This window comes from Pandoraea pneumonica, assembly GCF_049918595.1.
Lineage (GTDB): Bacteria > Pseudomonadota > Gammaproteobacteria > Burkholderiales > Burkholderiaceae > Pandoraea > Pandoraea pneumonica_A.
In genome coordinates this window covers 74,093-85,909 of the sequence record NZ_JBNCRZ010000005.1, presented here as the reverse complement: position 1 = coordinate 85,909, position 11,817 = coordinate 74,093, and the positions used below count along the sequence as shown (strand labels likewise).

The window sequence follows — 11,817 nt, the reverse complement described above, 5'->3', positions numbered from 1 at the left end:
CACCGAGTGTGGCGGCATAGGCTACGCCGCCACACTCGGCAACATCTCACTGCCCCTGCGGCTTGCTCATTGCATCGCCCTTGCCCATCGCGTCGCCTTTGCCCATGGCGTCGCCCTTGGACATCGCGCCGCCCTTGCTCATGGCATCGCCCTTGGACATGGCACCGCCCTTGCTCATGGCGTCGCCCTTGCCCATCGCGTCGTGCTTGGCCATGCCGTCCTTGGACATCGAACCGCTCTTGTCCATTTGCTTGCCCATGGCGTCGCCCTTGCTCATGGCGTCGCCTTTGCTCATGGCGTCCTGCGCAAACGCCGCGCCGGTGCCGAGTGCCAGACCCATCGCCATCACTGCCAGATATCGCATTTTCATTGTCGTTGCTCCATGAAGTGAGTGAAAAAATCAACTGCCGCCAAACCAGTTGTAGCCCTGGTCTTCCCAGTACCCGCCCGGGTAGGTATTCGTCACGAAAATCGCGCGGATATGTTTGGGATTCTTGTAGCCGAGCTTCGTCGGGATACGCAGCTTCATCGGGAAGCCGTACTCCCTCGGCAGCGTCTGGCCGTCGTAAGTCAGCGCGAGCAGCGTCTGCGGATGCAACGCCGTCGGCATATCGATGCTCGTGTAGTAGTCGTCGGCGCACTTGAAGCCGACGTAGCGCGCCGTGGTGTCGGCACCCACGCGCTTGAGAAAGTCGGCGAACGTCACGCCGCCCCAGCGCCCGATCGCACTCCACCCTTCCACGCACACGTGACGCGTAATCTGCTCGGCAGCCCGGGCCTGCGCAAACGTGGTGAGCGTGTCGAGCCGCCACGGGGCTTTGTCGGCGATCAGACCGGACAATTCCAACTGATAGTCCGCCGGGTCGACCACCGGGGCCTCGTCCATCGAATAGAACGCGTTGAACGGGAATGGCCGCGTAATCTGCGCTTCCGTAAAGGTGGGCGCCAGCACGTCGCCGCGAAACAGCGCCGCTTGTACGCGGTCGTTCCAGCGCGACATCTTGTCGAGCGCCGATTCCACGCTCGGATTGTCGTCAAGCGAGCACCCTGAGAGCAGTGCCACGCCACCGAGCGTCAACGTGCGTGACAAAAAAGCGCGGCGCGACGGCTCGCTGACCCGGCGCGTCACCAGCGCGCGCGCCTCTTTGAGAATCGCGTCGCCGTCGCGCACGATCAGCGACGACTGACCATCGTCATTGCCGCTACGTTTGAAGAGAGCCATGGCAGTGTCTCGTCGTGAGTCTGTGTGATGTCGAGGGGATGGCGGTAGCGCGCTCAGCGGCCGGTAATCATCGTGCGCAGCGTGCGGGGCACGAGTGCCACCATGACCACGTGCACGACGATGAAGGCGACCAACCCTGACATCGCGAGAAAGTGCACCCAGCGCGCGCCCTGAAAGCCGCCGAAGAGCGCGCACAACCAACCGAGTTGCACGGGCTTCCAGATCGCCAGCCCCGAGGCGACGAGCAACACCAGGTCGAGCACCGCGAACAGGTACGCGGCCCGTTGCACATGGTTGTAATGGCGCGGATCGTCGTGTGCGAGGCGGCCGCGCAATGCGGCAAACGCGTCGTGCAGCACACCCTTGATGGACAGCGGGAAGAAACGGCGGCCCATACGGCCGCTCGCCAGATTCACCAACAGGTAGACGAGTCCGTTGGCCACGAGCAGCCACATCGCGGCGAAGTGCCAGCGCAGGGCGCCGCCCAGCCAACCGCCCAGCGTTATTCCGTTAGGAAAGCGGAAATCGAACAGCGGCGAGGCGTTGTAGATGCGCCAACCGCTCGTCACCATTACGACGACGGCCACCACGTTCACCCAGTGCGTGATGCGCAGCCAGCCCGGTTGGACGACCGGCTTGGCGCTAGGCGCGGGAGACGGCGTCCCCGACGGACCCGGGCCAGTCGGGCGCTCGGCGCGCGGGTCGGCCGTGGTGGTCGTAGCGCCCGCAGCGGCCATGGCCGCCGGGGTGACCATGGCGACGGCGGCGGATGAGGCCGGTGCAGCTAATACGGCGGATTTTTGGGGGGCTCGCATGACGTCTCCATCGCTTGTTGTTGGCGTCGATGGAGACAGTGTTGTGCACTTTCAGTCACAAAGTCCTGACGAAAAGATAAGCATTTTGTGAGATTTGGTCAGGACTTACGGAATTACACCTCGTCGGGCCCGGGTTCGGGGCTGCCTTTGAGGTAGGCATCGAACGTGGGCACGTGGGCGTCGAGCATCGATCGGATCTCGCGCAGAAGGGCATCGTAATGCGCCGTCAGGTTCTGGGCGAACGGCGTGAGCTGTGCCCCGCCGCCCGACACGCCGCCGATGTGGCGGGTCACCAGCGGCTCGCGGAACTCATGATTCATCGCCTCGACGAGCAGCCACGCCCGCCGGTACGACATGCCCATTTGCCGGGCTGCCGCCGAGATCGAACCTGTGGCGTCGATGGCACGTAAAAGCGACAGGCGCCCGGGACCGAACACAGGCGTCTCGCCATCGCGAATGCGCACCCGCACGTCATAGCCGGCGACGCCGCCCTGCACGGGCGCTATTTCAGCGATTTGCACGGACGAGTCCTCAACTGGCATGGTTGCCCCACATCACGATAAGAATGAGGATGACGGCGGCCACGGCCCACGGCCACCAGCGCGCTATCGGGCTACGGGCGGGCGTGCCGGACATATCTCCCGTGGCAGCCCCCGCCGCCATGGCCGCGGCCACCTCCCCGTCGGCGGCCACTGGCTCGCCTACGGCGTGGTGCGGTGCGACAACCGCAATAAAGCGCGTGAGAAATTCATCGGCAAAACGGCGTGCCGCGTCGTCGATCAGCGCATTGTCGAGATGCGCGAGTTCGCCGCCGATCTGGGCGTTCGCGTGGTAGGTCAATACGGTATGCATCGGTCCTTGCGGTTGGAGCGTGATGGCGGCTGTGCCGCGTCCGAACCCGGCGGACGGGCCCAGCCCGTCGAAATGGAGTGTGTAAGACGTGGGTGCAATCACGTCAGTGAGCGTCATTCGCCCGGTAAAGCGGCCCTTGACGGGCCCGGCCGAGGCGGCCATCACAATCGACCAGGTGGTGTCGTCGAGGCGATCGAGCGATTCGCACCCGGGAATGCACTGGCGCAGCACGCCGGGGTCGTTCAGCGCGATCCATGCGATGTCTCGCGCCATCGGCAATTGCCGGCGATTCTGAAGTTCCATTGCCCTTTCCCCTTTGCCGTCAGGCCACACGAAAAACGTGCCGGTGTTGCGGGTCTACGGATCTGTCTGATGCGGCTGCTTTCCGGTTCGTCTCGAACATCGAAGTATTGTGACACGAGTTACCGCTCGGGGCGTCTCCTGCGACATTGGGTCCGCGGCCGCCGCCATGCCGAATATCCGTTCGAATACAGCGCAAGGCAAGCCGGGCGCAGGCGCGATATACTCGCCGCATCACATCGAGCGGTTTCTCTTCGGCAACAGCCGGTCCCTCGGCTGCCTGCATCGGCACTGTCCCCGCGTCCAGCGCGAGACATGCCGCTAGCGTGCGTGCATTGCCGCGTGACCGCGTCTTCGGTGCCTTGGCCCATCCGGGCCGCCGCTCGCGTAATGGCGAAGGAACCGTGCAATGGACAGTGTCGATCTGGAAGTGCTGAAGTCCGCCGTACAGTGGACCCGAGCGGGCTTTTTCGTCACGCTGGGCACTGTCGTGCGTACGTGGGGCTCGGCCCCACGCCCCGTGGGCTCGATGCTCGCAATTCGTGAAGACGGCCATCTGGTCGGCTCCGTCTCCGGCGGCTGCGTCGAAGACGACCTCATCGCGCGCATTCGCGCCGGCGACTGGCCGCAAGACCGCCCGCAGCTCACGAGCTATGGCGTGACGGCGGAAGAAGCCCATCGTTTTGGTTTGCCGTGTGGCGGCACGTTGCAATTGGTGCTCGAGCCCGTGCGCGCATCGTCGCGCATTCCCGATCTGCTCGACGCCATCTCGCAGTTCCGGCTCGTCGTGCGCGAACTCGATATGACCACGGGTGCGGTGCAGATTGCCCCGGGTCATCGCACGCCGTCGGTCGAATTCGATGGCGAACACCTCATCACGTCGCATGGCCCGCGCCACCGGCTGGTGGTGATCGGTGCGGGGCAGTTGTCGAAGTACGTGGCAAGCATGGCAAACGCGCTCGACTATCACGTGATCGTTTGCGACCCGCGTACGGAATATGCCGACGAGTGGCAGGTGCCGGGCACCGAGCTCTCGCGCGAAATGCCCGACGATCTGATCGTGCGGCTGCAACTCGATTCGCACAGCGCGGTGCTTACCCTCACGCATGACCCGAAGCTCGACGACATGGCGTTGCTCGAAGCGCTCAAGTCGCCTGCGTTCTATATCGGCGCCATCGGTTCGCGTGTGAATAATGCGCGGCGGCGCGAGCGGCTCTCGCTGTTCGATCTGAGTCAGGAAGAAATCGAACGGCTGCACGGCCCGGTCGGCATGCACCTTGGGGCGCGTACGCCCGCTGAGATTGCGGTGGCGATTCTCGCCGAGATGACGGCCATCAAGAACGGCATCACGGTGACGCAGACATTCGCGGTGCGCTCGCCGGACGATCTCGACGATGCATCGCCCGCCTCGGAGTGCCGCACAGCGGCGTAAGCGAAGCGATCGCGCAGCCATAAAAAAAGCGCCGCCTTTCGGCGGCGCAACTCGCTCACTCGTTGCTACGGGTACTACAGGTACTGCGGGTACTGCCTGGGTGACGCCCTCATCCGTGGCTGCGGATCGTTCGGCACATCAATCGTGCGGCCACAAGAAGGTTGCCGTGGCATGCCCCTTCGCAGGCACCTTCACTTCCCGCGTCATGGGTTTGCCGTTGTAGGTCGCCTTCACGGTGTAGTCGCCCGCAGGCAACTTCACCAGCATGAACGGACCCCGTGAATGTGCGTCGAGCACCGTGGTGCCACCGCGCGTGATCTGCACTTGCGCATCGGCCACGTACTCGTTCGCGCCGTCGCCGCGTGCCGCCATCTCGATCGACAGCGGCCAGCCGCCTGCGGCGCGCTTGAACGCGCCAGATTCGTCGCTATCGATGCCGCCGGACACATACGTCACGTTGCCCTGCTGCATCTCTTGCGGCAGATTGCCACCCTGCGCGTGCGCCAGCCCGATACCGCCCAGACTGCTCGCCAGCACTGCGGCTGTGGCACCTGCCACTGACCAGCGTTGCCATTGTTGCCACATGTTCGACCTCCCGTTTCATGACTTCACGATGCCGGATCGTGCCGGCACGGTTGCGGTATCTCTGCGATGACACCGCCGCCGCGCCGGCACACAAGGTAGTGCGTGGCATCCCGCGAGTGCCGCCCTCGGCGGCGGGTACTCGCCTTAGCCGAGATCGACCGGGATGAAAATCTGTTGCCCGTCGCGCTGCACAAGCAACGCGACATTATTGCCCGCCTTCTTGAGCTTGTCGCTCAACTGCGCGGCGCTCGTTACCGGCGTCCCATTGAGCGACAAGATGATGTCGCCCGCCTGCACACCCGCCTGTTCCGCCGGGCCGCCCGCACGGGCAACCAGCAGCCCGTTCGTCACCTGCGCAGCACGCTTTTCGTCCGGCGAGAGTTCGCGCACCGCAAGCCCCAACCGTCCGTGCGTGGCCGAATCGTCGGCACTGGCAACGTCCTTCTTCTCGCTGAGCGCGGCGACCTTCACCGACACCGTTTGCTGCGCCCCATTACGCCAGACCGTCAACGTTGCCGTCTGTCCCGGGCGCATATCGGCGATCTTCTCGGGCAGTTGCACCGAATCGTCGATGGTCGCGCCATTGACCGCCAGAATCACGTCGCCCGCCTTGAGATCGGACTTCGCCGCCGGGCCGTTCTTGTCGATCGACGACACGAGCGCCCCTGTCGGCTTCGGCAAACCGAACGACTTCGCCAGCGATTGATTCACTTCCTGAATCGTCACACCGATGCGGCCCCGGCTCACCTTGCCGTACTGCTGGAGCTGCGACTTGACCTTCATCGCCATGTCGATCGGAATGGCGAACGACAAGCCTTGGAAGCCGCCGGTACGCGAGTAGATCATCGAGTTGATCCCAATGACCTCGCCGTTCAGATTGAACAGCGGCCCGCCCGAATTGCCCGGGTTGACCGGCACGTCCGTCTGAATGAACGGCGTGTAATTCTCGTCGGGCAGCGCACGCGCCTTCGCCGACACAATGCCCGCCGTTACTGTGTTGTCGAAACCGTACGGCGACCCAATGGCCACCACCCATTCACCGGCTTTCGACTTCGACGGATCGCCAATCTTTACCGTCGGCAAGTTCGTGGCGGCGATCTTGAGCAACGCCACGTCGCTCGCCTTGTCGCTGCCCACGACCTTTGCCTTGTATTCACGCTTGTCGGTGAGTTTCACCGTCACCTGACTCGCATCGTCGACGACGTGCGCGTTGGTCAGGATGTAGCCGTCCGGGCTCACGATGAAGCCCGAGCCGAGGCTGCGCGTCGGTCCGCTATCGGCACTGCCGCCATCGTCGTTGCCGTCGCCGCCGTCGTTACCTGGCGCGCCGTAGAAGTGGCGGAAGAACTGGAACAACGGATCGTTCTGATCCATGCCCGGCGGCATCGGCATGGCCGAGGCGCCACGGCTCGCAGAAGGTTTCCCATCGTGCGTCACACTGATGTTGACTACGGCCGGTCCGTATTGTTCCGCGAGTTGCGAGAAGTCCGGCACGAGCATACGGGGCGCGGTATTCGCCGTATTTACCACGGCCGGCGCACTAGCGGCCGCAGGGAGCGCGGCGTTGGCGTCGGAGACCACGTCCGACGCGAGCGGTGCCTGCCAGTGCTGACGACCCGCGACATAACCGCCCGTCAATGCGACGAGCACAGCGCCAGCAACCAACGTACGAGTGAGCTTTGAGGTCTGCATGAGTCTCTCCTTCCAGACGACCACGTTTGACATGACTGTGATCGTAGAGAGGCTCCCTTAAGTCAACCTTAAGGCGGACAACCTGAAGACGCGAAAACCTTGAACCGGTCATCTAATCGCACTGGATTCGATCTCTCGCGAATCTTAGGGAATGTCACACATTGAGTGCATTGCGACGCGATTCTGATCGCTATGCGTCACGATGGCAGCCGTTTGATAGAGACGCTCGTGCGGTTCGTCTTGCCTCTGGCGTGTCCCGCTGACTACGGTGGCAAGGTGGTGCGATTCCGCGCCGCACGTTCCGTAAGTTCACGCACTCAGGAGGCATTACGATGCAAACCACTGACTCGACGCTTCGCCGCGCCACGCGCGTTATCGGCACCGCAGGCTTCGTCCTTGGTATGGCGCTGGCATTTTCTGCGCAAGCCGCACCGGGCAATGGCACGCATGGCAACGGCATGGGCACGCAAGGTCCGGCCGATTCGACGCAAGCGCAAGGTATGCAAGGCTCGCAAGGCATGCAGCAAGCCCAAGGCAACTGCACCTCGGAGACACCCGCAGACAACGCCATTGTCGGCAAGTCGCTGCCTGAAGCGAAGTCGATGCTCAAGGGCTGCCCGTGGCGCATTGGCGAACAAGACGGCAAGCCGATGCCCCTCACGCGCGATCACCGGCCCGAGCGCCGCACGCTCACTATCGAGAACGACAAGGTCACCAACGTGACGCGTGGGTAATTGCGAATCCGAATATGGGTAAGCGCGGATAAGGTTTGACATTCCGCGGCAGCGCGGCGCGGTGTGGCGCCGCGCCCGCTTTACGAGCGTTCACGCCTCACAGCGCAGGCGGTACGCCGGACGCCGCTCCATCGAAGCTCACTCGCACGCGCAAGCCATGACCGCTGTGGGCATCGAGCAACTCGACGCGTGCGCCGTGAGCTTGCGCAATATTGCGCACGATCGCGAGACCGAGTCCGCTGCCCTCTGCACGCGCATCGCCCGCCTTTGCCGACTCGCCTTCGCCACCTCGGAAAAAGCGATCGAACACGCGCTCTCGCTCGGCAGGTGCGATGCCCGGGCCAGTGTCTTCGATCTCCACCACAGCAGGGCTGGCGCCCGCGAGACGCACATCGATGCGTCCACCGTTCGGCGTGTACTTCAGCGCGTTATCGACGAGATTGCCGAAGAGCGTTTGCAGCGCATTGACGTCACCGTGCACACGAGCGTGTGTGGCAATAGCATCCGGCGCGTCCAGCCCCAGATCGATGCCCCGCGCGACGGCCAACGCTGCATGATGCGCGACCACGTCCTGCAACAACGGCGTGAGCGGCAGATCGACAAACGCGCCCGCGGCACGCGCCGCATCCGGCTCCTGACGCGCCAACGTCAACAACTGCGCGACCAGATGCGACGCACGACGCACCCCTTCGCGCAGATCGCGCATCGCTTCAGCACGTTCCCCATCGGTATGCGCGCGCTCCAGCAACTGCACTTGTAGTTGCAAAGCCGCGAGCGGCGTACGCAATTCATGTGCCGCATCGGCAACGAATGCCTTCTGCTGCACAAGCGCCTCATCAAGTCTCCCCAACAAACTATTGAGCGCACGCACGAGCGGGCGAACCTCATCCGGCAACCCAGCTTCGGGCAACGCGGAAAGCGCGCCGGGGGCACGCGCATCGAGGGCTCGCGTCACACGTCGCAGCGGTTGTAGCCCGCGTCCGACAACGATCCACACAAGCAGCGCGAGAATCGGCATCGCGATCACCAACGGCAACAACGTGCGCAATGCCATCGAGACCGCGAGCGAATCACGAATCACCATCGGCTGCGCCAATTGCACGACGTTATCCCCCACGAGCGCGGCGTACACACGCCAATCGCCTTCGGGTGTCTGCACCGTGGTGAAACCCAGTTCAGCGCGCGGCGGCAGCGGCGTACGCGGGTGCGAGTAGTAAAGCTCGACGCCGTTTCGGCTCCATATCTGAATGACCAGGCCACCGGCGTCGTTATGGTCGCCCGGCACGCTGGAGAACGGCTCGGCGGGCAACGACAACGCCATTTGCTGCAACTGGAAATCGAAGAGCGCGTTGGCTTCAGTACGCGCCTGACGGAAGATGGCGATGCCTGCGAGCACCAGCGCAGCGACCAGCGTGAGCAGCAGACCAACGAGGAGACGGCGACGGATCGAGCGCATCACTTGCCCTCCGGCGTTGCCGCGTGGGCTGCCCCGCTTCCTGCCGGGTTTCCTGCCTCATTTCCCGCCGCAGCACTTTGCGTCCCCTGTACCGGCATCATGTACCCCACGCCACGCACGGTGCGGATGGCGTCGGCCCCCAACTTCTTGCGCAGCCCGTGGATATGCACTTCCACGGTGTTACTCGCAATTTCTTCGCCCCAGCCGTAAATGCGTTCTTCGAGCTGCGACTTGGAAAGTACCGCGCCGGGCCGGTTAAGCAACGCTTCGAGCACCGCATATTCGCGCGCAGACAGCACCACTGGCGTGCCGTCGCAACTCACTTGCCGCGTGGCCGGATCGAGCACAATGCCGCCGTGGCGCAGCAACGGCTCGCTGCGTCCAGCCTGACGCCGCACTAGCGCCCGCAAGCGCGCAGCCAGTTCATCCAGATCGAAAGGTTTCACGAGGTAATCGTCGGCGCCCGCGTCGAGCCCCTTGACGCGATCAGCCACCGCATCGCGCGCGGTGGCGATGAGCACCGGCAACGTTTGCCCACGTGCTCGTAACGTACGTAACACGTCGATGCCGTCGCGGCGCGGCAGTCCAAGATCGAGCAACAGCGCGTCGTAGCGCTCGAGCGACAACGCATCGAGCGCACGTTGTCCGTCGTCGACGTGATCGACCGTCCAGCCGTCCTGCCGCAGCCCTTTTATCACTGCTGCGGCAATCATCGCGTCGTCTTCCACCAATAAAATTCGCATGTGTCTGGCCCCGATGTCGCGGCGTTGTTGCCTGTGAGTGACATCTCGTCGATTTTCGACCCATTGTAGCGACAGTTCGTTGCATGCCCGACTTACAATGGCGGACATTGCACGGTGCGCGTCAGACGCTCGCCACCGCGCGCCGAACACATTACCGCTTCGCCCGCCGCCACCGTATTGCCCCGCATCTGTCTCGCATTGAACACGATGCCTCGCACGGTTTCGCTGCGCGTAACACTGGAGAACACCGCCCGTCATGCGCGTCTTCCGCCGCTCTCGCCTCGCCCGCTCGCCGCTTGCCTCCACGTCAGGTTTCGCTTCACGATCTGCTTCACCATCCGCCTTACACACCGATTTGCGCACCGCGAAGCTCCCGTCTGCGCTCGCCATGCGATGCGTGGCAGGTTGCGCAGCACTTGCCGTAGCCGCCGCGATGAGCGCTCCTGCGTACGCCAAACCGGCCAAGCACAAGACCCCGAAGGTGCCTGCCGCCGCGCCGAGCCATGCGCCGCTGCCCGCTCCGCTGGCGCGCTTGCTCGCTGCGAGCAAAGTGCCCGCAGGTCACGTTAGCGTGCTCGTGGCGAAGGTCGACAATCCGTTGCAAACGCGCGGTCGTCTGGCAGCACCGCTGATTTCGATGAACGAGAAGGTGCCGCGCAACCCGGCATCGACGATGAAGCTCGTCACGACCATCGCGGCACTCGACACGCTCGGCCCCGACTATCGGTGGCGCACACAAGCGTTCACCGACGGCCAATTCGACGGGCGCACGCTCAACGGCAATCTGTATTTCAAGGGCACGGGAGATCCGAAGCTCGTGCCCGAAGAGATGGAGAAGTTCGTCGCGGAGTTGCATAACGCCGGTGTGAACAACATCAACGGTGACATCGTTCTCGATCGTTCGGCCTACAGCTCGGACATCGGCGCCACCGACGCCATCGACGGTGGCGACGACCGGCCGTACAACGTGGCACCCGACGCGCTGCTGTATTCGTTCAAAGCCATGTCGTTCAACTTCTCGGCGGGGCCGAACGGCGCCGTCAACGTGAACGTGCTGCCGCCGCTGGCGAATCTGCAAGTCGCGAACGAAATCGCTTACACCGACGCTGGCAACTGCGGCGACTGGCTCACGCGTCTCCACCCGACCATCAATCAAAGCCCCGACGGCGGCTATGTGGCGCGCTTCGCCGGGACGTATCCGGCCGCTTGCGACGAGAAAGACTGGAGCGTGGCCGCCCCCGATCGCGACCGCTTCTTCCTCGGCGGTTTCCGCGCACTGTGGCAAGCCTCGGGCGGCCAGTTCAACGGTAATGTGCGTTCTGGCGTCGTGCCGCAGGGTGCGAAGTTGCTCGTCACGCATCGCGGCCAAACGCTTGCCGAAGTCGTGCACGACATGAACAAGTTCAGCAACAACGTGATGGCGCGCCAGTTGTTCCTGACGTTGGGCCTGCCGCCCGATGGCCGCACGCCCGCCAGCGTGACGCGCTCGCGCGAAGCGCTGAGTCGCTGGCTCGACAAGAACGATCTGTCGATGCCAGGGCTGGTGGTGGAAAACGGTTCGGGGTTATCGCGCCGTGAACGCATCAGCGCCGCCGAGTTGTCTGGTCTCTTGCAGCACGCGATCAACAGTCCGACCGCGCAGGTGCTGGTCGAATCGATGCCGACCGTCGGCGTGGACGGCACGATGCGTAACCGCCTGACCAACAGCCCGGTGGCAGGCAATGCCCACATCAAGACGGGCACGCTCGACGACGTGCGCGCGGTCGCCGGTTACGTCGGTACGCGCAACGGCGACATCTACGTAGTGGTCTCGCTGGTGAACGACGCGAAAGCAAACAACGCGCGTGCGTTCAACGATGCACTCATCTCGTGGGTGTACGAGAACGCCCCCTAAGGGAACAATGCCCGGCACAACGGCTGCCGGGCACGTACGACACGTTCTGCCGTGTTGTTGAACGCCACCGGCCGCCTTTCGAGGATTCACTC

General features: G+C 63.9%; 12 protein-coding genes. 3 read left to right on the top strand and 9 right to left on the bottom strand.

Features of this window, described 5'->3' with window-relative positions; genetic code table 11:
* Nucleotides 1-46: 46 nt before the first annotated feature.
* The 5 genes from ACPWR9_RS20485 to ACPWR9_RS20465 all read right to left on the bottom strand — a co-directional run bounded on the left by ACPWR9_RS20485 (nt 47) and on the right by ACPWR9_RS20465 (nt 3,192).
* Nucleotides 47-370, bottom strand: coding sequence for a pentapeptide MXKDX repeat protein (locus tag ACPWR9_RS20485; RefSeq protein WP_426300097.1), 324 nt, complete (start codon nt 368-370; stop codon nt 47-49).
* Nucleotides 371-400: 30 nt separating this feature from the next.
* Nucleotides 401-1,222 (bottom strand): molybdopterin-dependent oxidoreductase, encoded by an 822-nt coding sequence (locus tag ACPWR9_RS20480; protein ID WP_426300095.1) that lies wholly within the window; start codon nt 1,220-1,222, stop codon nt 401-403.
* A gap of 53 nt (nt 1,223-1,275) precedes the next feature.
* Nucleotides 1,276-2,037, bottom strand: coding sequence for a cytochrome b/b6 domain-containing protein (locus ACPWR9_RS20475; RefSeq protein WP_426300093.1), 762 nt, complete (start codon nt 2,035-2,037; stop codon nt 1,276-1,278).
* A gap of 113 nt (nt 2,038-2,150) precedes the next feature.
* On the bottom strand, nt 2,151-2,558 hold the full coding sequence (locus ACPWR9_RS20470) for a winged helix-turn-helix domain-containing protein (RefSeq protein WP_426300091.1): 408 nt from the start codon (nt 2,556-2,558) through the stop codon (nt 2,151-2,153).
* Between the two features lie 10 nt (nt 2,559-2,568).
* Nucleotides 2,569-3,192: a CoxG family protein gene (locus tag ACPWR9_RS20465; protein ID WP_426300089.1), complete on the bottom strand. Its 624-nt coding sequence runs from the start codon at nt 3,190-3,192 to the stop codon at nt 2,569-2,571.
* Between the two features lie 406 nt (nt 3,193-3,598).
* On the opposite strand from ACPWR9_RS20465, the gene ACPWR9_RS20460 reads away from it, so the two are divergent.
* Entirely contained in the window at nt 3,599-4,621 is a 1,023-nt protein-coding gene (locus tag ACPWR9_RS20460) for an XdhC family protein (RefSeq protein WP_426300087.1), read from the top strand.
* Nucleotides 4,622-4,759: 138 nt separating this feature from the next.
* Here the strand turns inward: ACPWR9_RS20460 and ACPWR9_RS20455 are convergent, their stop codons facing one another.
* Both ACPWR9_RS20455 and ACPWR9_RS20450 read right to left on the bottom strand, forming a co-directional pair.
* The gene (locus ACPWR9_RS20455; protein WP_426300085.1) at nt 4,760-5,206 is read right to left on the bottom strand and encodes a carboxypeptidase regulatory-like domain-containing protein; all 447 of its coding nucleotides are present in this window, start codon (nt 5,204-5,206) and stop codon (nt 4,760-4,762) included.
* Nucleotides 5,207-5,350: 144 nt separating this feature from the next.
* On the bottom strand, nt 5,351-6,898 hold the full coding sequence (locus ACPWR9_RS20450) for a DegQ family serine endoprotease (RefSeq protein ID WP_426300083.1): 1,548 nt from the start codon (nt 6,896-6,898) through the stop codon (nt 5,351-5,353).
* Nucleotides 6,899-7,230: 332 nt separating this feature from the next.
* On the opposite strand from ACPWR9_RS20450, the gene ACPWR9_RS20445 reads away from it, so the two are divergent.
* Nucleotides 7,231-7,632 (top strand): hypothetical protein, encoded by a 402-nt coding sequence (locus ACPWR9_RS20445; protein ID WP_426300081.1) that lies wholly within the window; start codon nt 7,231-7,233, stop codon nt 7,630-7,632.
* Nucleotides 7,633-7,729: 97 nt separating this feature from the next.
* Here ACPWR9_RS20445 and ACPWR9_RS20440 read toward each other — a convergent pair whose 3' ends face one another.
* Both ACPWR9_RS20440 and ACPWR9_RS20435 read right to left on the bottom strand, forming a co-directional pair.
* Nucleotides 7,730-9,088: an ATP-binding protein gene (locus ACPWR9_RS20440; RefSeq protein ID WP_426300079.1), complete on the bottom strand. Its 1,359-nt coding sequence runs from the start codon at nt 9,086-9,088 to the stop codon at nt 7,730-7,732.
* Nucleotides 9,088-9,831 (bottom strand): response regulator, encoded by a 744-nt coding sequence (locus ACPWR9_RS20435; RefSeq protein ID WP_426300077.1) that lies wholly within the window; start codon nt 9,829-9,831, stop codon nt 9,088-9,090. Before ACPWR9_RS20435 ends, ACPWR9_RS20440 begins: the two co-directional genes overlap by 1 nt.
* Before the next feature lie 433 nt (nt 9,832-10,264).
* Here ACPWR9_RS20435 and dacB point away from each other — a divergent pair, with 433 nt between their 5' ends.
* Nucleotides 10,265-11,725 carry a D-alanyl-D-alanine carboxypeptidase/D-alanyl-D-alanine endopeptidase gene (gene dacB, locus ACPWR9_RS20430; RefSeq protein WP_426300075.1) on the top strand — a complete coding sequence of 487 codons (1,461 nt, stop codon included), beginning with the start codon at nt 10,265-10,267 and terminating at the stop codon, nt 11,723-11,725.
* Nucleotides 11,726-11,817 lie beyond the last annotated feature (92 nt).